This is a genomic window from Janthinobacterium sp. BJB426 (assembly GCF_002735705.1).
GTDB lineage: Bacteria > Pseudomonadota > Gammaproteobacteria > Burkholderiales > Burkholderiaceae_D > Janthinobacterium.
This window is the reverse complement of record NZ_PDZL01000014.1, coordinates 136721-159767: the sequence shown is the minus strand read 5'-3', so window position 1 is coordinate 159767 and position 23047 is coordinate 136721. Positions and strand designations below refer to the sequence as shown.

General features: G+C 61.3%; 27 protein-coding genes. 14 read left to right on the top strand and 13 right to left on the bottom strand.

All coding sequences use genetic code 11. The annotated features are described in order from the left end of the window. The 8 genes from CSQ93_RS20845 to CSQ93_RS20810 form a co-directional block, all read right to left on the bottom strand. A partial coding sequence (locus CSQ93_RS20845; protein WP_199534468.1) for an IS1 family transposase occupies positions 1-276 on the bottom strand: 276 nt, incomplete at its 3' end. Positions 277-597: 321 nt separating this feature from the next. After that, positions 598-1125, bottom strand: coding sequence for a DUF2867 domain-containing protein (locus tag CSQ93_RS20840; protein ID WP_099379681.1), 528 nt, complete (start codon positions 1123-1125; stop codon positions 598-600). A gap of 114 nt (positions 1126-1239) precedes the next feature. Beyond that, positions 1240-1890 (bottom strand): DJ-1/PfpI family protein, encoded by a 651-nt coding sequence (locus tag CSQ93_RS20835; protein WP_099379680.1) that lies wholly within the window; start codon positions 1888-1890, stop codon positions 1240-1242. Between the two features lie 130 nt (positions 1891-2020). Next, positions 2021-2410 (bottom strand): hypothetical protein, encoded by a 390-nt coding sequence (locus tag CSQ93_RS20830; protein ID WP_099379679.1) that lies wholly within the window; start codon positions 2408-2410, stop codon positions 2021-2023. Positions 2411-2574: 164 nt separating this feature from the next. After that, positions 2575-3918 (bottom strand): ABC1 kinase family protein, encoded by a 1344-nt coding sequence (locus CSQ93_RS20825; RefSeq protein WP_233516278.1) that lies wholly within the window; start codon positions 3916-3918, stop codon positions 2575-2577. Beyond that, positions 3915-4649, bottom strand: a complete 735-nt coding sequence (locus CSQ93_RS20820) for a TetR/AcrR family transcriptional regulator (protein ID WP_158301307.1) — start codon at positions 4647-4649, stop codon at positions 3915-3917. The genes CSQ93_RS20825 and CSQ93_RS20820 overlap by 4 nt, the downstream gene beginning before the upstream one ends. A gap of 754 nt (positions 4650-5403) precedes the next feature. Next, positions 5404-6855, bottom strand: coding sequence for a serine hydrolase (locus tag CSQ93_RS20815; protein ID WP_099379677.1), 1452 nt, complete (start codon positions 6853-6855; stop codon positions 5404-5406). 192 nt (positions 6856-7047) lie between these two features. Then, positions 7048-7464 carry a hypothetical protein gene (locus CSQ93_RS20810; RefSeq protein WP_099379676.1) on the bottom strand — a complete coding sequence of 139 codons (417 nt, stop codon included), beginning with the start codon at positions 7462-7464 and terminating at the stop codon, positions 7048-7050. 74 nt (positions 7465-7538) lie between these two features. Here CSQ93_RS20810 and CSQ93_RS20805 point away from each other — a divergent pair, with 74 nt between their 5' ends. The 6 genes from CSQ93_RS20805 to CSQ93_RS20780 all read left to right on the top strand — a co-directional run bounded on the left by CSQ93_RS20805 (position 7539) and on the right by CSQ93_RS20780 (position 12139). Beyond that, entirely contained in the window at positions 7539-8003 is a 465-nt protein-coding gene (locus CSQ93_RS20805) for an SRPBCC family protein (protein WP_099379675.1), read from the top strand. Positions 8004-8275: 272 nt separating this feature from the next. Beyond that, the gene (locus tag CSQ93_RS20800) at positions 8276-9046 is read left to right on the top strand and encodes a creatininase family protein (RefSeq protein WP_099379674.1); all 771 of its coding nucleotides are present in this window, start codon (positions 8276-8278) and stop codon (positions 9044-9046) included. Between the two features lie 54 nt (positions 9047-9100). Beyond that, on the top strand, positions 9101-10372 hold the full coding sequence (locus CSQ93_RS20795) for a YVTN family beta-propeller repeat protein (RefSeq protein ID WP_099379673.1): 1272 nt from the start codon (positions 9101-9103) through the stop codon (positions 10370-10372). A 114-nt stretch (positions 10373-10486) separates the two neighbouring features. Beyond that, positions 10487-10858, top strand: coding sequence for a VOC family protein (locus tag CSQ93_RS20790; RefSeq protein ID WP_099379672.1), 372 nt, complete (start codon positions 10487-10489; stop codon positions 10856-10858). Between the two features lie 26 nt (positions 10859-10884). Beyond that, positions 10885-11220 (top strand): hypothetical protein, encoded by a 336-nt coding sequence (locus CSQ93_RS20785; RefSeq protein WP_099379671.1) that lies wholly within the window; start codon positions 10885-10887, stop codon positions 11218-11220. Positions 11221-11500: 280 nt separating this feature from the next. Continuing rightward, entirely contained in the window at positions 11501-12139 is a 639-nt protein-coding gene (locus CSQ93_RS20780; RefSeq protein ID WP_099379670.1) for a phasin family protein, read from the top strand. 118 nt (positions 12140-12257) lie between these two features. Here CSQ93_RS20780 and CSQ93_RS20775 read toward each other — a convergent pair whose 3' ends face one another. Together CSQ93_RS20775 and CSQ93_RS20770 are read right to left on the bottom strand one after the other, a co-directional pair. Then, entirely contained in the window at positions 12258-13292 is a 1035-nt protein-coding gene (locus CSQ93_RS20775; protein ID WP_233516277.1) for an alpha/beta hydrolase, read from the bottom strand. Positions 13293-13397: 105 nt separating this feature from the next. Further along, a complete protein-coding gene (locus CSQ93_RS20770; protein ID WP_099379669.1) occupies positions 13398-14288 on the bottom strand; it encodes a LysR family transcriptional regulator ArgP in 891 nt (296 codons plus the stop codon). 202 nt (positions 14289-14490) lie between these two features. Between CSQ93_RS20770 and CSQ93_RS20765 the strand changes: the two genes are divergently transcribed. After that, positions 14491-15096 (top strand): LysE/ArgO family amino acid transporter, encoded by a 606-nt coding sequence (locus CSQ93_RS20765; protein ID WP_034757131.1) that lies wholly within the window; start codon positions 14491-14493, stop codon positions 15094-15096. 4 nt (positions 15097-15100) lie between these two features. Here the strand turns inward: CSQ93_RS20765 and CSQ93_RS20760 are convergent, their stop codons facing one another. Further along, positions 15101-16528: a coniferyl aldehyde dehydrogenase gene (locus CSQ93_RS20760; protein WP_099379668.1), complete on the bottom strand. Its 1428-nt coding sequence runs from the start codon at positions 16526-16528 to the stop codon at positions 15101-15103. A gap of 147 nt (positions 16529-16675) precedes the next feature. Between CSQ93_RS20760 and trxC the strand changes: the two genes are divergently transcribed. The 5 genes from trxC (at position 16676) to CSQ93_RS20735 (ending at position 19458) form a co-directional block, all read left to right on the top strand. Next, on the top strand, positions 16676-17128 hold the full coding sequence (gene trxC, locus CSQ93_RS20755) for a thioredoxin TrxC (protein WP_099379667.1): 453 nt from the start codon (positions 16676-16678) through the stop codon (positions 17126-17128). A 70-nt stretch (positions 17129-17198) separates the two neighbouring features. Continuing rightward, a complete protein-coding gene (locus CSQ93_RS20750) occupies positions 17199-17708 on the top strand; it encodes a MarR family winged helix-turn-helix transcriptional regulator (protein ID WP_442778341.1) in 510 nt (169 codons plus the stop codon). Next, positions 17705-18451, top strand: coding sequence for a HEAT repeat domain-containing protein (locus CSQ93_RS20745; RefSeq protein ID WP_099379665.1), 747 nt, complete (start codon positions 17705-17707; stop codon positions 18449-18451). Before CSQ93_RS20750 ends, CSQ93_RS20745 begins: the two co-directional genes overlap by 4 nt. Positions 18452-18469: 18 nt before the next feature. Then, on the top strand, positions 18470-18805 hold the full coding sequence (locus CSQ93_RS20740; RefSeq protein ID WP_099379664.1) for a DUF6616 family protein: 336 nt from the start codon (positions 18470-18472) through the stop codon (positions 18803-18805). 62 nt (positions 18806-18867) lie between these two features. Beyond that, entirely contained in the window at positions 18868-19458 is a 591-nt protein-coding gene (locus CSQ93_RS20735; protein WP_099379663.1) for a DUF1287 domain-containing protein, read from the top strand. Here CSQ93_RS20735 and pdxR read toward each other — a convergent pair. Beyond that, complete coding sequence (gene pdxR, locus CSQ93_RS20730; RefSeq protein WP_099379662.1) at positions 19427-20899, bottom strand: MocR-like pyridoxine biosynthesis transcription factor PdxR; 1473 nt, start codon at positions 20897-20899, stop codon at positions 19427-19429. The two genes, CSQ93_RS20735 and pdxR, sit on opposite strands and share 32 nt — an antisense overlap. 104 nt (positions 20900-21003) lie before the next feature. Between pdxR and CSQ93_RS20725 the strand changes: the two genes are divergently transcribed. Together CSQ93_RS20725 and CSQ93_RS20720 are read left to right on the top strand one after the other, a co-directional pair. After that, positions 21004-21444 carry a carboxymuconolactone decarboxylase family protein gene (locus CSQ93_RS20725; RefSeq protein ID WP_099379661.1) on the top strand — a complete coding sequence of 147 codons (441 nt, stop codon included), beginning with the start codon at positions 21004-21006 and terminating at the stop codon, positions 21442-21444. A gap of 80 nt (positions 21445-21524) precedes the next feature. Continuing rightward, entirely contained in the window at positions 21525-21833 is a 309-nt protein-coding gene (locus CSQ93_RS20720; RefSeq protein WP_099379660.1) for a hypothetical protein, read from the top strand. A gap of 6 nt (positions 21834-21839) precedes the next feature. Here CSQ93_RS20720 and CSQ93_RS20715 read toward each other — a convergent pair whose 3' ends face one another. Further along, positions 21840-23015, bottom strand: a complete 1176-nt coding sequence (locus tag CSQ93_RS20715) for a multidrug effflux MFS transporter (RefSeq protein WP_099379659.1) — start codon at positions 23013-23015, stop codon at positions 21840-21842. Positions 23016-23047: the final 32 nt, after the last annotated feature.

Below are 23047 nucleotides of genomic sequence, written 5' to 3'. Positions count from 1 at the left end.
ACGCAAGCGGGCCAGCGGCGTGCCCGTCAAGGCATTGAAAGTGCGCCCGCAGGGCACGCAGCGGTAGCGCTGCAAGCTGTGCGCATGGCCATGCCGGTGCAGGTGAGGCGAGCGGCAGGCGGGACAGACCAATCGCGGCTGCGCCACGCTTTCCAGCAACGCGACGGTCGCGTCTTGCGGTGCGTTGCCACACAGCAGAGCCATGCCTGTCTGCCGCTGGCGTCGGCTCAGGTGAGCAAACTGGGCGATAAAACGGATCCATTCGGCTGGCTGCATGATCTGCTCCCTGTGTGGTAAGTATGCAGAGTCAGACAGCAATGCCAAGGGAAGATTCCGGTAGTTCCCCTATTTGTCGATGACAGAGCCTTTTTTATGCGGCGGAACCATCCAATGCGCCAGCGATGACGTGCTGCGCCTGTGGCCCACTTCGTAACGGCCGCCAGGAGGCGCCGGATTTCATGTGGTTCGAATTCTTCCAGTCGCTCACCGATGTGTGGGGTGGTCACCGGGCTTGCGGAGGCTGTCCCGCAAGCCGGGCGCTGGAAACTCCTACGCTGCCTTTAGATGGTCAATATTGGCTTAGTGGCAACAATGAGGTCACCTTTCTGGCATACGGTGCACCATGTCGCGCCGCTTGACCGCGCGCTCCAACAGCGAGCGAGTCAGGAGCTTATGAAACGGCATGATGATAAACAAATAAACTCTTCCAAAGAGATTGTTTATTTTAACCAAGGTTGAAATCGTCACTTCCGATCCCTTCAGACTCTGTTGAATGCTTATCCAGATCCGAAAATCCAGATGCTTGTCGTCGCCACCGACAACGACTTCAGTGCCCGTACTGGAAATAATCGGAAACATGCCAATCTTCCCCAGCCCGCGATCGCTAAAGCTAATACTTTTCTTTAGTCCCAACGGTGCGACGATTGCGTTGCGCACAATAATGAGCCAGGTGAGCATGCGATGCGGTTCAGCGAACACGGCGCGCCCCGCTTGTTCGGCGTCAACGTAGGTTCGATCCGCCTGACCGGAATAGCCGTCGGAGAAATCAATGCGCGTCAATCCTGACGCCGACATGGCTGCTGCCGGTGCGGAAATGAAGAAGACTTTGTTTGCTTCGTTTGTCATGAATAAAACGCTCTCTGTAAAGTGAGTGAGTGACGGTTGGACTGCGGTTGTTTTGATTAGCGCGCATTCAAAGTCTGCAAACGTGCTCTGGCGAACGGAGTGCTTGCATCGTGGTCACATGGACCGGCATGCTCCATCTAATATTGCGCCAACTCCTGCTTTCGGGGCAATGGCGTCGCGGATACTCGTATCAATTAGTCGCTCATAGATTGCGCTTTGGCTGGCCGGAATAAGTTCCCTGAGTGTTTCTTTACGTTTGTCCCGGCCGAACAAGGCCTCAACGGCCCAACCGATCAGATACACGGCAGACAAACAGCCACCTGCGGTCGCAACATTCCCCTGGCATACCAAGGGCAAATCGAGAACGTCAATTCCCAGGGCTTGCAGTTCCTCTTTGGCATCGGGATGAGTCGTGGCCGGCCCCGATGCCAGCAGACCCAACTTGGCAAGAATGAACGAGCCGGCACAGATCGATCCGATGAGCTGCGTATCTGGATTCAGGGAAAATGCACGCATGAAATCCTGGTTGGCGATAGCGCCTTTCACGCCAACTTTACCGCTGGAAAACAATACAAGGTCTGCGTCATTCGCTTCGCTGATGGACCCGTGGGTCTTGATAAGCAGACCGTTTGCGGATGGGTGCGCTTCCTTTGTTCCCAATATCTTCACTTGCCAGTCCGTCTTGTTCCTGCCGAGGATGTCCCACATCAAGAACAAATCCAAATCGGTGAAATGATCAAAAATCACGATGACTATTTTCTTCATGTTGCGCTCCGCCGTTTGCGTCGATTCAAAATTAGACCACGGACGAGCACCACATTTTTTGAGTCCGAAGTTGTGAATAAGTCCACCCAATATCTGTTCGTGAAGAACTTTTTTCCTGATTGGACGGGCCTCAGTGCTGGCCCGCCAGGACAGTTCTTGCCGACCGCGCGTCGGCTTTCAGTGCGAAGTAGGTCCACACTCCTCCAAGAAGATCTGCTACTCCGAAAAAAACGATCATTGGGCTGGCAAGGCCAATGGCGGCGAAGGTCGTGAAGGCCGCGAATACGAAGAGGCGCGTGTATACCGACGCTACCAGAAACGGCTTGTTTTCGTGCTTGGCTGCGACCCACGCATAGACGCCAATCATGGATACGATAACGCCAAGCAAATGAATCCAGACCTCGGAGGTTGGCGGAATTTGAAAGATCGACAGCAAGAAGTTCGGCGCGACGACCAACATGGGCCCAACGACGAACAAGTAGATGGCGAATACTTTGGCGCTATACGCAGACTGGGACATGTTTTTTCTTTTCGAGCGAGTTGCCGATAGGCTTGATGGTTTCAAGGATCAAGTGCAACGCTGGGTGATTGAGCTGTGGTGCTCAGATATTGCGCGAGCGCGGCATGGCTGCTGCCAGGCATGATGAAGACTGCGCATCCCGGAAGCAGAAACGTGGTATGCATTTAACGAATCCAGGGGTTGGTGGTGCGCACACGTGCACCGAGGGTTTTGAGAAGCTGGATCAGACCTAGATAGGCCCGGTCTACGTAGGGCAGTTCCTCCGGCAAGGACTGCAGGTGCCGAAGTGCCTGGCGCTGATGCTCGGCTGACGGACGTGGGTATGGCGGGTGTTGCGCAAAGTCATATACCGCCACGGTAAACGGCAACTTCTGCCAGGCATGCCGCTCGGCCATTGCCGGCAGCAGTTGCTGGCAAAAGTCCTGCTCATTCAGATTCGGCTCAATCAGGCCCAGGTCCCGATAGGCCTGCTGCATGGCCCTGTGGTCCGCCGGGTCACGCAACTGTGCCGACCAAAGCGCGCTGAGCGCTTTGCAAAAGTCAGCGTCCAGCGTGCGGGTGCAGCCAAAGTCCAGCAGGCCCAGTCGGCCATCCGGCATGAACAGATAGTTGCCCGGATGCGGGTCGGCTTGCAAGCGGCGCAGCACAAAGGTGCAATGAAAGAAGGCGTCAAACAGCAACTGACCAGCTTGATTACGAGCGGCTTGATCGGGTTCGGTCAGCAACCATTCGTTGAGATGCAGTCCCGGCAGGCGTTGCATGGTCAGCACGCGGCGTGTGGTGCGGCCCATGACCGGCTGGGGGATCACCAGGCCCGGCAGCGTGAGATGCTGTGCAAACCATTGCATGGTCTGTGCCTCGTGCAAATAGTCCAGCTCCTCGGCCAGTTTCTGTTCGATGTCATCCATCATGCGCGCGATGATATCGGCTTTGGGCATCATATCCGAGCGTTCCGCAAAGGCTTGTAGCAGGCTGCGCAGCATATGCATGTCGCTGCCAATGGAGTCCGCCATGCCGGGGTATTGTAGCTTGACGGCCACTGCCAGACCGTCGGTCATGATGGCGGCGTGGACCTGACCCAGACTGGCGGCAGCAAAGGCGATCGGATCGAATTGCGGGAACAGGGCTTGCGGATCCTGGCCAAACTCCTGGCGCATCACTTTGATCACCAACGCGCGGTTCAGCGGCGTGACCTGGTAGTGGGCGCGGGCTAGTTCCTGGCGCATGCCCTCGGGTAGAAAGCCCAGTTCCATGCTGAGCAGCTGCGAGGCTTTGAGTGCCGTGCCCTTGAGCTGGTTCAACGCGGCAAACAGGATGCGCCCGAGTTCCGCCCCATGTGCCACCCGGGCCTGTTCCGTTTTCGCATCGTCGCGCGTCATCGACTTGGCCTTATGTCCCAGGTGGGTCAGCCCGGCCCGCGCCACTGCCATGCCGACAATCGCGCCACGCGAAAGACGCCCGGTACGCGGCAACTGCGAAACTTTGTTCGTCTTAGTCGTGGGCATCATGAGCGTACCCCGCCCAAGCCGCGGCGGGCCAATTGCAGCAGATCCAGCAAGCCATTGCCGTCTTGCAGCAGGCGCGCCAGCTGGCTGCGCACCATGAAGCCGCCCAGCTCGAGCAGCTTGTCCACCAGGCCGCTGCGCAAGGCTAACACCAGCACGCCCAAACTTAAATCGACCATTTGCGTGGTGTTGGAAAAATGCTCGGAGGTGTCGCGTAGCCAGTATGCAATGACGCCGTACACATAGTCGGCCAACAGTCCGGCCAGGCTGGGCTTGAAGCCGCAAGGCACGATTTCACCGGTCGTCTCGGCCTGCTCCAGCATCTGCAGGAAGGTTTGCCGGAGCAAAGGCTTGCCGGGTAGTTGCTCGCCCAACAGCAGCGTGGGAGCGCGCTCCACCATGCCGCGCGCCAGGCCCACAAATTCGCGGTCGGCCAGCAAACCTTCCAGCAGACTCTCGATCACCAGTTGCAGACGCTCCTGCAACGAAAATTCGTTCTGTCCCTCCGTCTTCTCGGCCTGCGCCACTGCGTCTGCAATTGCTTGCTGAAAGTAGGCGGTTACCAGTTTCTCCTTGGTAGGGAAGTATTTGTAGATGGTGGCATCACCCACGTCGGCGGCACGCGCGATCTGCTTCATCGTGGTGCCTTCAAACCCATGCTGGGTCATCAGCTCCACTGCGGTCTGAATGATCAGCCGATGGTTTTTGGCTTGTTGGGCTTTGGAAGTACGCATGATTGAAATTTGAAGAAGAGTGGAATGTCGGGGTTCAAAATAACTAAGTCTGGCCCATCCATGTAAGAAGTGCGGCGGCGGGCAGGCCGACCCACCCACCCCCTGGGATTGCCTCATGCCCTACATTGCGATGTCACTATTTGATATTCACTATCTATTGACTCAATATAATGTACTTCTATTGCATAGTCAATTTCTTTTATTCGATAAAAAGATATATGAATTACAAGCAAGGATTCATGCCAAGTGTCGGTGCGAATCCACCGAACTTAGCAGCGCCGCGCCTCAGCACGGCTTCTGATTCATTGATTTTTGCGATTTCGGACGTGGGATCCGAGGCTTCGATTTTGATGATGCCAGGGCGGTGCTGGCAGGGGGCGGCCGGCGATCAATCGTAGTGCGGCGAGCAGACGCGTGGCGATGCGGGCACCGGGCAGCGAGGAAATAACGGCGGCGCTGGCGAACAGGTGGTTGCGGCGGCTGGTAGTGCCGGCAACCTGCCACGCTCAAGCAGCTTTTGCTTGAGCGTGGCAGGAGTCTCTGCAGGGCAGGGGACAGGCAGGTCAAACCCGATCTCGTCGTTGCATCAGGCAGCTACGAGATCACCCACCAGGTGCCTGGCAGGAAATCCAGGCCTCTGACACGAACCATCGGTTTTCATCGTTCAAGAACGATGGATCAGGAGAGCAAGCTACTGGCAGCGTCTCAGAGCGCTAATCGGCTCCGTCCGCTTGCGCTCCGAGGCGGCCATTGCTCAGGGAGGTGTGTGCCGGAGCTTTTCCAGTTCTTCAGTCGCATGGCGATTGCCTGGATCTAAGGCCAATACCCTGGCATAGCCGGCGCGAGCGCCTTCGCGGTCTCCCGATGCAAGCAGGGCTTCAGCCAGACTATCGTGGACGTTATGGCTCAGGGGGTAGGCTTCTGCATTCCAGCGAAAGACCTGGATAGCCGCTTCCGGCTGGCCCTTGCGTAACAGGCTATAGCCAAAAGCGTTGAGTGCAGATTCGCTCACATCGTACATGGTGGACTCGCGTACACCTAGGCGGATGTAGGCGGCACGCATTGCGTCCAGGCCCTCACGAAACAGGATCGGCCCGAGGGCGGCCTGCAGGCTGCGTCGCGGCAAGGCCACCGCTTTTCCGTGCACAAGGTCGGCAATGTCTCTTGCCATCGCCACCACCGTCGCCCCTTGCCAGGCATTGTCAAGAATGACGATAGCCACATGATCGGATAAGGAGCGCACAAAGATACTCTGGTAGCCAGGGACGCTTCCGGTATGCAGAACAACGGGAAGTGGCGCATCTTTGCGTACGGCCCAGTCCTCTACCTCCCAGCCGTAGCCATAGCCCTTGCCTCGATTGGTAAACATGTCGCGCTGGGACGTCTGGTTGAGCAGGCGGCCACCGGCCAGTGCAGCGTCGAAGCGCACCAGGTCGAGTGCCGTCGAATATAGGCCAGCCGCAGAATAAGACACGGATGGATCGATATAGGGGGGCATTAGGCGCGTGCCATCGTCGGCCTGGACGGTTCCCTGTGCAAGTTTCGCGATAATTGTGCGGCCATCGAATACACCGCTGTCTTGCATGCCCGCCGGTGCAAAGATATATTGTTTCATATTCTCGGCATAGCTTTTTCCGGTGGCCGCTTCAACTATCATTCCGAGCAAGTAATAGCCGTTGTTGTTGTAGCGCCAGATTCCGGGTTCGCTTGCCAGTGCACCAGGAATCCATTCGCTGGCGAATTCCTTGGGCGTGTAATGACGGCGTGCGTCTTTGCTCCAGAATGGATCGGTGTAGCGGGATGGCAGATCGGCCAAGCCGGACGTATGTGCCAGCAGTTGTCGCACCGTTATTTTCCCCGCGTCAGTACCTGCATATGCAGCTGGCAGGTAGGTGGCAACGGTTTCATCGAGGTTGAGACGGCCAATCTCCGCGAGTCGCATGACCAAAGTCGCAGTCAGGGGCTTGCTGAGTGAGCCGATACGAAATACGCTATCGTCGGTGACCGCTACCTTCCAGGCCGGCTGTGCCATGCCAAAAGCGGCCTGGTAGATGGGCTGGCCATCGCGCGCGACCAGCACTACGCCGCTAAAGTCGCGCTGTTCAGCATAAGCGCGAACGAGTTGCTCAAGCGTGCTTGCCTGGGCATTCACAGCGGCGCTCAAGGCGAGTACGACCGCACATATCAGACCTATCGGTTTCTGCATTGTTTCCCCTTATTTGGCGGCGTGGTACCCGCCGCGCATGGTAAAGGTTTAACAATACGCTGTGATTTTTCACCGCTTAACAGGCATGCGACGGGCCGCTTGAAAAGCGGTACAGAACGCAAACTGGCCAGATGGATGGAAAGTGGGCCAATTACGCCATTGCTTGGGGCAGTTTCTGTCCACGCGCTGCTTTTAATCAAAGACAATCCGCTGTCCCGCCTCGAATTGATTCTCGTGGCAATAAAATAGGATAAGCGGCGTGTCCTTCGAATACATCATCGCGTCGTCACGCGAAGGGATAAAGATATCCGACCAATTCTCGACCACGAATACACTGCTGCAGACGAAGCATTCGTCTTCTCCAAACACCACGACGACCTGCTGAGTTCCCGGCATATGGGCACGTAACCATTTGGTTGCGATGGCCGCATCATTGCCGAATGCGAGCCGCTCGACGGAGTCAACGGTGTTAATGTTCAAGCCGAGATGCGTCTTCGAGTCATGAAGGCCCACCAAATCATAGGCACGGCGAGCACCCTCGGCATCAAGCCAAACGATATCGGCTGAATAATGTTTTAGCTCCTCAACCCGCCAATGTGTTACGTTCATAGTCTCTCAGATCCAAGGTAATCAAGTACAGCCAGCATGCAATTATATTGATATTCATACGGAGAACCCCACTGATGCAAATCGAAGAAAGCATTCACGTTGCAGTCCCGCCAGTTGTCATCGATCAAATTTGGAGCGAGGTCGACCGATGGCACTTGTGGGATCCGGATACAAAGCAAGCCCGGCTTAACGGACCATTCGCGGTGGGAACGCAGGGCAGGATCGTTCCCAGCAAGGGGATGGGTATTGCGATGCTGCTCACTGAGCGCACGGCAGGCCGCTCTTTCACCGTGGAAGGCTACATCCCTTGGTTCCGCATCCATTTCGAGCACACGGTTGTTGCCGCAGATGGCGGATCGCAAGTTGTTCACCGCGTGTGGTTCACGGGAGCGCTTGCCTTTCTGTTCGGGCCAGGCGTTGCCAAACAAGTCCGGCAGGGGCTACCCAAGACGATGCGCTCGCTCAAGGCTTATGCCGAGAAGCGCAAGGAAACGCTTCATGATGGCGAGGCGGGCAGGGCTAGCGCGACGACAGCCTGACAGATAGTTTCTCCTCGTCAATTCCTTGCAAACTGCCGCGTCAAATTAACGTGCCGTTCCCGTCATGATGGAATACAATTCTTGCGTGGCAGCCAGCTTGCCTGGCAAGGCCGGGCGCGGCGCCTTTGACCTTGGAAAGATGTTGGCTTATGACTCTGCAGTTCCCCCCGCGAACGGCGCCTTGCGCGCCATCCACGTTCCACCTTTCACGCAAACCCCTCGTTTCCCTGTTCGTCCTGACGTTTTCGTGCCTGCTGCTTACGGCGCCCGTCATGGCGGCTGCGGCTGCCAGCAGCAGCGTCATGCTGGAAGAGTTGACCAGCACGGAGTTGCGCAGCCGTATCGATCATGGCGCCACCACCGTGTTGGTGCCGATTGGCGGCGTCGAGCAGAGCGGGCCGTATATCGCGCTGGGCAAGCACAATGTGCGTGCCGGGCTGCTGGCGCGGCAGATTGCGCAAAAACTGGGCAATACCATCGTCGCGCCCGTTGTTTCCTACGTGCCGGAAGGCGCGATTGCTCCGCCGGCCGGCCACATGCGCTTTGCCGGCACGATTTCAATTCCACCGGCCGCCTTCGAAGCCGTGCTGGAAGGGGCGGCCGCCAGCCTGCGCCAGCATGGTTTCCGCGACATCATTTTCCTCGGCGACCATGGCGGCTATCAAAAAAACGAGCAGAACGTGGCGAATAAACTGAACCGTGCCTGGGGCAAAGCTTCCGCAGGCAAGGATGCGCGCGCTTACGCCTTGCTCGACTACTATGACATCACGCAATCGACCTATATTGCCGAACTGCAAAAGCGCGGCCACAGCAGCGCCGAGATCGGCCTGCACGCTGGTTTGGCGGATGCGGCGCTGATGCTGGCGACGGACCCGTCATTGGTGCGCAGCGAGGCCATGGCCCACGGGCCCAAGCCCGGTGTGGCGGATGGCGTGCGCGGCGACGCCACGCGTGCCACGGCTGAACTGGGCCAGATCGGTATCAAGTTGCAGGTGGACACCTCGGTGGCCGCCATCAGGCAGCTGCTGCAAGGTCATAAATAATTCCGCTGGAAGTGTTGAACTTCCGGCTTTTGCAACGAAACGACGCGAAATCACATGAAAAAATCTCAACGACGCACCATCGTCACCTTATCTGCCCTGGCTGCCGCACTGGCCGGCCTGGGCGTGGCCAGCCAGGTCATCGGCGCCAGCACAGCGGCTCCAGCCGCCGTCGCGCCAGCCGCCGCCTATTCGCCGCTGCCGGGCATGCCGCCGCTGGTGGACCCGAAAAACGTGTACGGCAGCATCGCCAGCAGCAATATGAGTCCTGTCGTCAAGGATCATTTGCGCCGGGTCTACGTGCCCAACCTGCGCTCGAACGATGTGTATGTGATCGATCAGGACAGCCTGAAAGTGGTCGACAAGTTCAAGGTCGGCAGCGGCCCGCAGCACGTGGTGCCGTCTTGGGATTTGCGCACCCTGTGGGTGGCGAACAATGCCGAGCGTACGGACAAGGGTAGCCTGACGCCGATCGACCCCTTGACGGGCAAGCCGGGCAAGGAAGTGCCCGTGGACGATCCCTACAATATGTATTACACGCCGGACGGCAAGTCGGCCATCGTCGTGGCCGAAGCGCGCCACCGCCTCGATTTCCGCGATCCGAAGACCATGGCGGTGCAGTATTCGATCGACACGCCCCAGTGCGGCGGCATCAACCATGCGGATTTTTCGAATGACGGCCGCTACGCCATGTTCACCTGCGAGTTCGACGGCACCATCGCCAAGATCGACCTGGTGGGCCGCAAGGTCGATGGCTACCTGAAATTGCAGATGCCGGCCAAGCGTTTTGCCGAGTCAGGCCCTGTGGGCGGCCCGGCGAACGAAATCTGCAGCGTCAAGAAGGGCATGCCGCAAGACATACGCATTTCGCCTGACGGCAAGAAATTCTTTATCGCCGACATGGATGCCGACGGCGTGCACATCGTCGATGGCGCCACCTTGAAGGAAATCGGCTTTATCCAGACAGGCGTGGGCGCGCACGGCCTGTATCCTAGCCGTGACGGCAAGAAATTGTACGTGGCCAACCGCGGCACGCACCGTATCCACGGCAAGCCGAAGGGCAAGGGAAGCGTCAGCGTGATTGATTTCGCCACCGAAAAAGTCGTGGCGAACTGGTCGATTTCCGGCGGCGGCAGCCCCGACATGGGCAATGTGAGCGCCGATGGCAAGTACCTGTGGCTGTCCGGCCGTTTCGACGACGTGGTTTATCGCATCGATACGAACAGCGGCGACGTTGCCAAGGTCAAAGTAGGCCAGGAACCGCATGGCCTGACCGTATGGCCGCAGCCGGGCCGTTATTCGCTCGGTCATACGGGCAACCTGCGCTAGCAGGCGCATGGCGCTTCCTGGAGCAACGGAGCGGGATCTGCAGTTATGCTTGCCTAAAAGGCAATATTGGAGCATACTGTATTTCCTATTTCACTACCGCCAGGGAGCGCTATCATGATTCTTGATCACATCGGTTTGAATGTCAGCGATGCACAGGCCAGCAAGGCCTTCTTTTCGGCCGCCCTGGCGCCCCTGGGCGTGTCGGTGGTGATGGAAGAGCAAGGCTGGGTCGGCCTGGGCAAGGATGGCAAGCCCGATTTCTGGTTCGGCGTGGGCGGCGCGCCGCATGCCGGCATGCACCTTGCCTTCGCGGCGGACAACCGTGCCCAGGTGGATGCCTTTTACCAGGCCGCGCTGGCAGCGGGCGGCAAGGATAACGGCGCCCCGGGCATCCGTGCCATCTATCACCCGAATTACTATGGCGCGTTCGTGCTGGGGCCCGATGGTCACAATGTCGAAGCCGTCTGCCACCATCCCGAATCCTGACACCGTTATTTCCTGAAGAGAGCAGCATGAAGCACAGCGCCACCCTGTTTGCCGACGATGCCGGCCGCTATGCCTACGTGAAAGCGGGTTTTTCCTGGCCGGCCCTGTTCCTGGGTTCGTTCTGGGCCGTCGCCAAGCGCCGCTGGTGGCTGTTGCTGCTCATGCTGGCGATGGATGCGTGCCTGTGGTTTGGCAGCCATCTGGCCACCGAACTGCGCATCGGCCCGATGATGCTGCTGATGGCCGCCGCGGAACTCAGTTACTTGCTGGCGCGTGGCTGGTATGGCAACCGCTGGCTGGAAGCTTCGCTGCGCAGCCATGGCTACAAGCCCGTCGCGCCGGGCGCGGGCGCCGCTTGTTGAGCCTGCCTGCCACAGATTTCCCATCCCGTCACTGACGTTTGCCAAGGGCAAGCCGTCCAGCCAAAACTTTCTGCGCAGCCTAGCGCACCTTTGATCCAGATCATCCCTCACCTGCGGTGCTCACGTAGCCTTGGGACTCGCGTTGCAAAGCATCTTCCCACCAATCGGATATGTTTTTTCGCGTTTCGTGGCGTAGCCCGGCCGTCTGCCTTACCGTTCGACAGCCGGTGGTGTCGCCATCTGTTTATGTCCACCCAACCGCTATTTAATGAGGAACTCCATGTATCCATATTCCCGTAGTGTTACCCCCGCCGCCAAAAACCACCTGGAAGCGCAACTGGCTTTTTTCAATGGATTGTCGAAGTCGCTGTTCCAGTCGGTGCAGCACTTCAGCGACTTGAACATGCAACTGGCGCAAGGCTTGCTGGAAGAAACCACCGTCACCAGCCAGAACCTGCTGACGGTCGAGCGCGCTGAAGATGTGTTCCAGGTGGCTGCTGCTTCCGGCCAGCCAGCCGCCGAGCAATTACGCAAGTACCAGCAACAGCTGTCGCGCCTGGCAGCCGATACGCAGGTCGAACTGGCCAACGTGGCAGAGCGTCATGTGAATGAAACGAGCCGTACCGCCAAGGCGCTGGCCGAAGAAGTGGCCCGCACTGCGTCGGAAGAAACGGAGAAAAACGTGCGCAAGCAGCAGGAAGCCATGCAGCGCATCGCCGAACCGTTCCAGGCCTATCATCAGAACGGCGCCAACCGCGACCAGCAACGCGGCGCGCAAAGCCGTGACGGTCAAAGCCTGCAAAGCGCCAGCCACCAGGGCAGCCAGCAGTCGGCCGGCAGCGAAGGCTCGGCCAGCGGCAGCGTATCGCAAGCGGGTTCCGCACAAAGCAAGAGCAGCAGCGCCAGCCGTAAAGAGTAAGCAAGAAGCTGCTTGCGGCTGAGCCGCATCGCGAGGGCCGAGCCTTGCGGTGCGGCTAGCTATGCGGCCAGCCGGCACGCAGCATCGTGCGTCCTGGCTTGGACAGAGCGCCCTCCCTTTATGGGGTGGGCGTTTTGTCGTATGCGTGCAGTCCAGGGGCTGGCGTGGCCGCGCCAGCTGAGCGGGACGGCAAGGTTATGCTTGCTGGCAAGGCAGCATCTGGCAAGACTGCAGACAAGTTTGCGGGCAAGAGCGCGGACGGGACCGCGTCACCGGTGCCGCTGTTGGCATCGATGAAGGCGCTGACGGCGTCCAGGGTGGGCGCCAGCCTGCGCAAGGGCGCGGCCAGCGTGGCGATCAGGGTGGCGTGGCCCACGTGGTCGAAATAGGTTTCCGTCACGGGCCTGGCAAGCGTCCGCAAGGCATTGGCCAGGCCGCCCGTGTTGCGTTGCGGATCGACCAGTTTATCCTGTCCGGGCAAGGGGGCGATCAGCAGGGCGGGCGGGGCCTCGGCCGTCACGTGATGGATGGGCTGCGAAGCGGCGGGCGTGTCAGGGTAAAAGAAAACGGGCCGGGTGGTGGTATTTTCGATCGGCAAAAAATCATAGGGGCCGGCCAGGCCTATCCAGCCCCGCAAGTCGTGCGGGCGCATGCCGTGGCGCGCCAGCAGGCTGGCGTCGAGCGCCACCATCGCCGCATTGTAGGCGCCGGCGCTATGGCCCATGACGAACAAGCGCGTCGGGTCGCCGCCATGGCGGCTGGACTCCATCGCGGCCCAGGCCACGGCGCGGGCCGCATCCTGCAAGATCTCGGGGTAGTGCACGTCCGGATACAGGCGGTAGTCGGCGATCACGGCCAGATAGCCGCGCGCCGCGAGCGCATGGCCAACGAAGGCATAGTCGGCGCGCTCGCCCGTCGTCCAGTTGCCGCCATAAAAGAACACCACCACGGGCACGGGCCCCGTGCGGGTCTTGGGGGCGTAGACATCGAGCTTTTGCCGCGGCAAGGGGCCGTAGGCCAGGCCGCGCGTCACTTGCGAAGCGCTGCCGGACGACAAGGCATTGATGGCCATCAAGGGCGAGCAGGCGGCCAGGCCGGCAGCCAGCGGGATGGCCGCCAGCACGCCGAGCAGGGTGGTGCGCAGGATCGTCATGCTTGCTCCTGATGGTGATGGCTGATGCTTGCAGTGTAGGCCAGGCAGGGCAGGGCGCACACGGGTAAGTTGCTGTATAGCATAGATAAATGTTGCATGCGTCAATCAATCCTGTAACAGCCATTTGCGCGCCGTGGCGATGACGGCGTCCGACAGGGTGCGCGTGAGCGGCGTCTGGATATCCCAGGCATGCCAGGTCAGGGGCACGTCGAGTGCCTGTCCGGCCGCCACGTCGACCAGTCTGCCGGCGGCCAGCGCCGTTTCCGCCTGCAGCAAAGGCACCATGCCATACGCATAGCCCGCTTCGATGAAGCGCACGAAGTCGCGCGCCGAACCGAGCACGTGGTGCGGATAGCGTCCCGTGTAGCCGAGGCGGTGCTGCAGATAGCGCTCGTGCAGCGCATCCTTGCTACCGAACGTGATGGCGGGTGCCTGGCTGACGGCTTCCACCGTAAATCCGTGGGGAAACCATTGCTGCGCGAACGCGGGCGAGGCCACGCACAGGTAGCGCATGCCACCCAGCGGCGTGGCCGTCGTGCCCGCCACCAGGTCGTTGGCACTGGTGACGCAGGCAAACACGCGCCCTTCGCGCAACTGGCTCAGGGTATGGTCCTGGTCGTCGAGGCGGATATCGAGCAGGCACGACGGCGGCGACAGCAGCGGCCCCAGCGCTTCCGGGATCCAGGTGGCGGCGCTGTCGGCGTTGACGGCGATGGCCAGTTCCGGCAGTTGCGTGGTGGGACCGGGCTGGGCGTCGAGCGCCGCTTCGAGCAGCTTGACTTGCCGGTAGTGGGCGATCAGGCGCTGGCCCGCTTCCGTCGGCAGGGGCGGGTGGCTGCGGATGATCAATAAGGTGCCCTCCAGGTTTTCCAGGGTGCGGATGCGCTGCGACACGGCCGGCTGGCTGATCGCCAGCGCCTGCGCGGCCTTTTCAAAGCTGCCCAGGCCGATCACGGCGTCGAGGGCGGCCAATCCACGGTAATCGACGACGCGCATAAGTTTCTCTTATATATGGTTAGAATCATTCATTATACTTATATTTACTTTTTCTTTACACTGTTGAAATAGGGTAACAACTCCACTCTCCCGCGCGGTCCTCCTGGTTCCGCACCACCCTCCACCTACCTCTGATGACTTTGCCGTTGCCGGCAGAGCGTGGGCGGCCGTGCGCGTGATGGAAAGCAATAAAGGAATCGATATGGACAGCGCAATCTTCTTGAAAGGCATGGGGCTCGGAGCGAGCCTGATCGTGGCCATCGGCACGCAAAACGCCTTCTTGCTCAAGCAGGGCTTGAAACGCCATTACGTGCTCACCTGCATCCTGGTCTGCCTCGTGTGCGATGCGATGTTGATCACGGCCGGCGTGGCCGGCATGGGCACCTTTATTGCCGACAACCCCAATTTCCTGCTGTGGGCCAAGGCCGGCGGCGCCACGTTCCTGATCGCGTATGGCTTGCGCGCGGCCAAGTCCGCCTGGCGCCCAACGGCCCTGACGGTGTCGGCCGCCAAGTCGCCCGAAGGTTATTGGGCCGTGATCGGCGCGGCGCTGGCGTTCAGCTTGCTGAACCCGCATGCCTTCCTCGATACGGTCATCCTGCTCGGTTCGATCGGCGGCCAGCATGAAGGCGTGGGACGCTTCTACTTCGCCGGCGGCGCCATCATGGCTTCGGCCCTGTGGTTCTTCCTGCTGGGCTTTGGCGCCCGCTACCTGGCACCCGTGTTCGCCAAGCCCATGGCCTGGCGCGTGCTCGACGGCATCATCGCCCTCGTCATGTGGGCCATCGCCGCTTCGTTGTTCCTGTAAAGCATCAGCGCGTCAGGAAGGCCAGCACGCGGCTGGCCAGCTTGCCATACGGCGGCCACAGCAGTTTCAAGGCGCTGTAGCGGGCCTGATAAAACACGGGCCGCAGCTTGCTGAAGGTGTGGAAACCTTCCACGCCATGGTAGTGGCCCATGCCGGACTCGCCCACGCCGCCGAATGGCAGGTCGTGCTGGCCCACGTGGTACAGGGCGTCGTTGACGGACACGCCGCCCGACATCACCCGGTCGATCAGCAGCTGCACCGTGCGGGCATCATTGCTGAATGGATAGATGGCCAGCGGGCGCGGCCCCGCGTTGATGCTGTCGATCACGCTTTCCAGGTCGGTATAGCCGCGCAGCGGCAGAATGGGGCCGAAGATTTCCCGCGTCAGCAGCAGGCTGTCCTCGGGCGCGTCGAGCACGATGTGCGGCGCGATCTTGCGCGTGGCGCGGTCATATGACGGCCCCGGCAACAGCGAAATCACTTGCGCGCCCCGTGTGCGCGCCTCGTCGAGCGCCTGCAGCAGGCGCTCAAAGGCAGCCGCGTCGATGATGGAGGTGTAGTCGGGCGTGTCCAGCCCGGCATAGCGGGCCGGCATGATCTGGCGCGCATGGTCGACGAAGGCGGCGATGCTGGCTTCGGGCAGCCAGGCGTGGTCGACGCAGGTGCAGATTTGCCCCGCGTTGAGGTACTTGACGAACAGGATGCGCTCGGCTGCCGTGCGCACATCGAAATCGGCGCAGACGATGGCCGGCGCCTTGCCGCCCAGCTCCAGGGTGACGGGACACAGATTGCGCGCGGCCGCCGCCATGACGGCGCGGCCCGTCTGGCCGGAGCCCGTAAACAACAGGTGGTCGAACGGCAATTGCGAAAACGCCATGCCCACGCCGCCCGTCTCGTCAAAGAATTGCAGTTTTTCAGGCGGAAAATAGGCGGGCATCTTGTCGATCAGCAGCCGCGCCAGGTGGCGCGAGTTTTCGCTCATCTTGACCATGGCGCGGTTGCCGGCGGCAAAAATGTAGGTCAAGGGCACCAGGCTCAGGTTCACGGGAAAATTCCACGGCACGATGACGCCCACCACGCCCAGCGGCTGCGGCATCACGCGGTTGCGGGCGCCAGGGAAATTGCGCCAGTCGACGCCACGGCGCTGCGGCCGCATCCATTTCTTCAAGTGTTTTAATACATGGGCTATGCCGTCGATGGCGGGAAAGATCTCCGCCAGCAAGGTTTCGTGGCGTGAACGGTTGCCATAATCGGCGCTGATCGCTTCGCAGAGCGCGTCTTTATGGTCGCGAATGAAGCGCTGCAAGGTTTGCAGGTCGCGTTTGCGCTCGGCCAGGCTCGGCACGGGGCGGGCCAGGCAGGCGGCACGCTGCACGGCCAGGACCGCGGCAAGTTCGGTGCTCAGTTCCCTATTTTCTGCGACATCAGGCATTGTTTTCCTTGGCTGGCTCGGCAATGTGCGCGCCGTTCCACCGCACTATAGTGGACTATCCGGATAAGTGCCGCCAGCGTGCCGACGGCCTTGCACGATACGCCGTAAAATGTCCGGCAACTGTACGCTACCCTTTCCAGGAATGCCATGACCTCGACCACGCCAGACTCCCTGCACATCGTGTGCCCCCATTGCGACGCCGTCAACCGCCTGCCGGCCGCCCGCCTGATTGAGCAGCCCACTTGCGGCAAATGCCAGAAGGATTTGTTTACGGGCCAGCCCGTGGACCTGGCCAGCGCCCGCTTCCTCAAGCATATCGAACGCAGCGACATTCCCGTGCTGGTCGATTTCTGGGCGCCGTGGTGCGGCCCCTGCCGCAGCATGGCGCCATTCTATGTGCAAGCCGCGAAGACCCTGGAGCCGGCGTTTCGCGTCGTCAAGGTGAATACGGAAGCGTCGCCGGACCTGGGCAGCCGTTTCAATATCCGCAGCATTCCCACCCTGGCGCTGTTCCGCAAAGGCGTGGAAGTGGCGCGCCAGCCAGGCGCCATCGATGCGCAAGCCATCATCGCGTGGGCGCGGGACAAAGCCCGCTTTTGAGCCGACAGGAAAACCGTGACGGTTTTCCATTTGACATTTAGTATGGTGCCATATTATATTGCGCCATATGATAAAACTCGAACAAAAATACGCGGCCCTGCTTGGCGACGTGCAGCGCCGCGCCAGCGGTCTCGACATGACGCGGTCCATCGGCCAGTTGCGGCTGTGCTTTGAAGTGCTGGGGCTGGCCTCCGCCATCGATGGCGATTGCGCCGCGCGCCTGGGCCGGCACGGCTTGTCGGAAGGTAAATTTGTCTTGTTGTCCCTGCTGCGCGACGTGCCTGACGGACTGTCGCCGCACGAACTGGCCGAGCGGGCCGGCGTGACGCGCGGCACCATCACGGGCTTGCTCGACGGCCTGGAGCGCGACGGTTTCCTGGCGCGTCACGCAGACCAGGTCGACCGGCGCAAGCTGCTGGTGCGCCTGAGCGCCAAGGGAGAAATGGCCGCCGCGAGCCTGGTCGATGAGCACGCGCAATGGATCGCCAGCCTGTTTGCCGATTTCACGGCTGAGGAAATGCAGTTGTTGAGCGCGCTGCTGGAAAAAGCCTGGCGCAAGACGGATCGAGGTGCCGCATGAGCCGTGGCGTCGCCGACATCGCTCCCGCGCGCCTGGCCCTGCTGAACGGGGGCAGCGTGGCCAGCGCCACCCTGACGGAAGGGCTGGCCATCGATTTCGCCCAGTTGCTGGCCGCGGCCGTGCCCGCTATCGGCGCCGCGCGCCTGGAGCAACTGCGCGCGAAGGCCGCAGCCGGTATCACCAGACGCATGGCACTGGCGGCGCAATTGCTGCTCGAGGCCAACACCGACCTGGCGCTGCTGCAAGCACATGCCTCCGACACGGTACGCGGCTGGGCCTGCTTTGCCATCGCCAGCCAGGCGGGCTGGCCCTTGCCGCAGCAGCTGACCGCCATGCGCCCGCTGGCCGATGATGGCCATTTCGGCGTGCGCGAATGGGCCTGGCTGGCGCTGCGGCCCCATCTGGCTGCGCAGCTTGAGGAGGCGATTGCCTTGCTGGCGCCGTGGACGGCAGACCCGTCGGAAAGAGTGCGCCGTTTCGCCTGCGAAGCGCTGCGCCCGCGCGGCGTATGGTGCGCGCATATCGCCCGGCTAAAAGAGCAGCCGCAGCTGGCCTTGCCCGTGCTGCAAGCCTTGCGTGCCGACCCGGCCGTCTATGTGCAGGATTCCGTGGCCAACTGGCTCAACGATGCGGCCAAGAGCCAGCCGAACTGGGTGCGCAGCCTGTGCGCGCAATGGCTGCTGGAAAGCCCCGTTGCCGCCACACAGCGCATCTGCAAGCGGGCACAGCGTTCGATTTCTTAATTTTTTTGGAGGAAAAACATGCATTACCTGTTAGAACTGTACAGCCCAAAACCCGCCTGGCTGGCCCTCGACGGCGCCGCGCGCCAGGCGTATTTCGCCACGGTGGGCGCCGGCATGGCGGCTTTGTCCGGCATGGGCGCCGAAGCGCTGGCCATGGGCGCCATCGATGGCGGCAAGCTGCATGCGGCTGCCCAGCAATTCTATGCCGTCTGGCGCTTCCCGGACGAGGCGGCGCTGGACGCCTTGCTGGCTGGCATCGCCGCCACGGGCTGGCATGATTATTTTGATACCATCAATGCGGCTGGCCCGGCCGTGGATTTTCCTGCCCACCTGGCGCAGCTGGCCGGCGTCTAAGCGTACGGCGTATTCCTTGCCACTGCGGTAAAGTTGGCATTTCCATCCGACCACCGACGTTGATGCCAATTAAACTGCTTTCCACCCTGATGCTTGCCCTGGCGCCCATGCTGGCGTCGGCAATCCCTGCCACCCCGCAAGCCCTCGTCGCCGCCGCCCGCAAGCAGGTGGGCGTCACCCTGCAATATGATCCGCGCTATGAACGGCTCGCCTATCCGGGCGGCGACGTGCCGCTCGAACGGGGCGTGTGCACGGACGTGGTCGTGCGTGCCTACCGCCAGCTGGGGCAGGATTTGCAGGTGCTGGTGCACGAAGACATGCGCAAGGCGTGGCAGGTGTACCAGCAGCAGGGACGCTGGCAAATGAAGGGGCCGGACCGCAATATCGACCATCGCCGCGTGCCGAACCTGGGCACGTACTTTGCCCGCCATGGCACCAGCTTACAGCCAAGCAAGGAAGCGAACGCTTACCGCGCGGGCGACATCGTCACCTGGCGCCTGCCGCGCAATCTCACGCACATCGGCATCGTCAGCGACAAGCAATCGTGGAGCGGCGTGCCGTTGATCATCCACAACATCGGCGAGGGCGCGCGCGAGGAAAATATTCTGTTCAGCTATCCCATCACGGGACATTATCGCTGGCAACCCCGTTGATGGCCAGCGGTGCTATTTCCTGCAGGATCGCCAGCACGAGGGCCAGCGCCGTGTCGATATCGAGCTTGTCGATGGCGCCATAGCCGAGAAACAGTCCTGCATGGCGGGCGGTGCCGTGATAAAAACCCGATAGCGCATACAGGCTGATGTCGGCCAGGCGCGCGCGGCGCAGCAATTCGGCGATATCGAGCGGCGCCTGGGCCAGGGCCGCCACGTGGAAGCCGGCGCTGGCCGGCACCAGGCGGAACCACGGCGCCAACGGGCCGTTGAACCAGTGCTGCAGCCGCTCGCGCCGCCCCGCATAAATATCGTGGCAGCGGCGGATGTGGCGCAGCAAATGGCCATCGCCGATGAACTTGGCCAGCGCATGCTGGCCCAGGCTGGCCGTATGGCAATCGCTCAGGTATTTCACCGTTTCCACGGCGGCCACGATGGCTTGCGGCAGCACCGCATAGCCGAGCCGCAATTCCGGCAGCATGATCTTGGAAAAGCTGCCCACGTGGGCGACGACGCCGTAGCGGTCCATGCTTTGCAGGGAATCCTCGGGCCGGCCTTCGTAACGGAAGGCGCTGTCGTAATCGTCCTCGATGATGATGGCGCCCAGCTGATGCGCCCGCTCCAGCAAGGCATGGCGGCGCGCCATGCTCATCGGCATGCCGAGCGGAAATTGATGGGCGGGCGTGACATAGATCAAGCGTGTGCCGTCCGGGATTTGCCCGACGATGATGCCATCCTCGTCCACGTCGATGCCCACCACGCGGGCGCCCTGGCTGGCGAACACGGCGCGTGCCACCGGGTAACCGGGTTCTTCCACGGCAACCGTGTCGCCCGCTTCCAGCAGGGTCAGCGCCAGCAGGTGCAAGGCTTGCTGCGCGCCGCTGGTGACGAGCACTTGTTCTTCGGTGCAATGGATGCCGCGGCTGAAGGCGGCATGGCCGGCAATCGCCGCGCGCAAGGACGGCAAGCCGGCGACAGGGCCATAGCGGCCGCGTGCCTGGCCACCCTGGCGCAGCGCGTGCAGCATGCAGGCGCGCCATTCATCCTGCGGGAAGTGCGCGGGCGTGGCGCGCCCGCCGATGAAGGCGTAGCGCGCTGGCGTTTCCTGGCTGGCGCGGCGCAGGGGCGTGGGCGTCGCTTCCCAACGGGCGATGCGCTGCGCACTGGCCAGCGGCGTGCTGGCGTGGCGGCGCTGCGGCGACGCGTGCGGCGTCTGCACGAAGCTGCCCACGCCCACTTTGCCGACCAGCAGCTTTTCATAGCCGAGCTTGTCATACACGTCGGACACCGTCTTGCGCGACAGGCCCAGCTGGCTGGCCAGCAGGCGCGAGGGCGGCAATTGCTGGCCGTCCGTCAGCCGGCCCGAGCGGATGGCCTCGCTGAGCTGGCGGTACAGCTGGCCGCCCAGGTCGCGCGTGCCGTCGATCAGGATATGTAATTCCATGGTGTGTCTGCTGGTGGTCTGCTGTTTTTCGGGAGGATTGGCCTGCCGCGCGTACTGCTTGCGCTTCTACAATGGTGCATCTTTACTCTCTCAAGGAATGCATCATGACACAGCAACGACTCGACTTCACACAAGCTTCGCCGGACGCCGTCAAGGCCATGTACGCGCTGGAAGCGGCGATCGCCAAGCTGGGCGTGGAACACTCGCTGCTCGAACTGATCCGCTTGCGCGCCTCGCAAATCAATGGCTGTGCCTTTTGCGTGGACATGCACACGAGCGACGCGCGCAAGGCGGGCGAAACGGAGCGCCGCCTGTATGCCGTGTCCGTCTGGCGCGAAACACCGTTCTTCACGCCGCGCGAGCGGGCCGTGCTGGCCTGGACGGAAGCGTTGACCCTGCTGCCGCAAAGCCAGGCACCGGATGAGGTGTATGCGGCGCTGGCGGAACAACTGACGCCGGCGGAAATGGTCAACATCACTCTGGCCATCGGCTCCATCAATACCTGGAACCGCCTGGCCGTGGGCTTCCGCAAGATGCCTGTATAAGTTCTGTGTTCGTTCGCGAACAGACGTATGGTTTGCTGCTGCGTAGGCTGGTAGGACGATTGATCAGCCAGGGAGCAGCCATGCAAGTACCTATCGGGGACGGCGCCGAAAAGACGCCGGCACAGCAGGAAGAAGCGCAGGAAGAAGCGCGCCGCGAATTCATCGCCGAACTGTGGCGGCGTTACGAAGCGTTGCAGGAATGGGCCGTCAGCCACTGGCCGGACCAGCAGCACCCCCTCAGTTCGGCCGACTTCGTCGAGGCGCGCAAGGAGATATTGAGCTTGCGTTCGCCGACCGGTTCCTTGAACCAGCCGGCGCAAAATGATGAGGCCGAACCGGAGCAGGGCGGGACGCAATACCAGGATGTGACGCCTGCGCCGTGGCCCTGATCCGACCTACTCGTTGGCCTTGCCCTGCGCAAACACCCAGCACAATAAACTTACCAGCAGTCCAGCCATCACGCCATACGCCAGATTCAAGGCGCTGTCGAACAGCAGCGGCGCCACCAGGCCCGAGACCAGCGCGAACAGCAGCATCTGGATGAACGATTGCATCGACGACGCCAGGCCGCTGTTGTTGGGGAAGTGGTTCAAGGCCATCAAAGTCATCGGCGGCATGGCGATCGACAGGGCGAACGAATAGAAGAACAGGGGCAGCACGGCCCACGGCACTTCGGCGGCAAAGACATAGTTGTAGCCGATGTTGGCTGCAGCCGCCACCAGCATCAGGATAAATCCGGCCCAGATCATCTGGCGCTGGCTGTAGCGGTGGGCGATTTTCGCCGACAGGGCCGAACCGAACACCATGCCGCTGATCAGGGGAATGAACAGCCAGGCAAATGCCGTTTCCGGCAGGTGCAGGATGTTGATGATGAAGTAGGCAGCCGAACCGATGTACAGGGCGAAACCGCCAAAGGCGGCGCCGATGGCCGTCGACAGCAGCAGGAACTGGCGGTGGCACAGCACTTTCCAGTAATTGACGGCGATGTCGCCCAGGTGGAAGGCGTGGCGCTGCTCCTTCGGCAGGCTCTCCGGCAGCGCGCGCCAGACGACGACGAACATCAGCACGCCAAACGCCGTGAGGAACCAGAAGATCCAGCGCCAGCCCAGGCCCACCTGCAGCCAGCCGCCCAGCACGGGCGCGATGGCCGGTGCCAGCGCGAACACCATCATGATGTGGGAGAGAATTTTTTGCGCGGCGGCGCCCGAATAGCGGTCTTGCACGATGGCGCGGCCGATCACGGAACCGGCGCCCGCCGACAGCCCCTGCAGCACGCGCCAGGCCAGCAGCCAGCCCAGCGACGGCGCCAGCGCGGCGCCCACGGAGGCGATCACATACAGCACCAGCGAGACGAGAATCACGGGACGGCGGCCGAACGAGTCGGACAGGGTGCCGTAAAACAGCATCATGAAGGCGAACGTGAACAGGAAAAAGCTCAGGGTCTGCTGCACCAGCAGGGGGCTGGCATTGAAATCGTGCACGATGGCGGGGAAAGACGGCAGATAGGTGTCAATTGCAAGCGGTCCGACCATCGCCAGGCCCGCCAAGATCCATGTTAATAATTTAGTCATGTTGAAGAGTGTTTTTGTTAGTCCGTCATTTT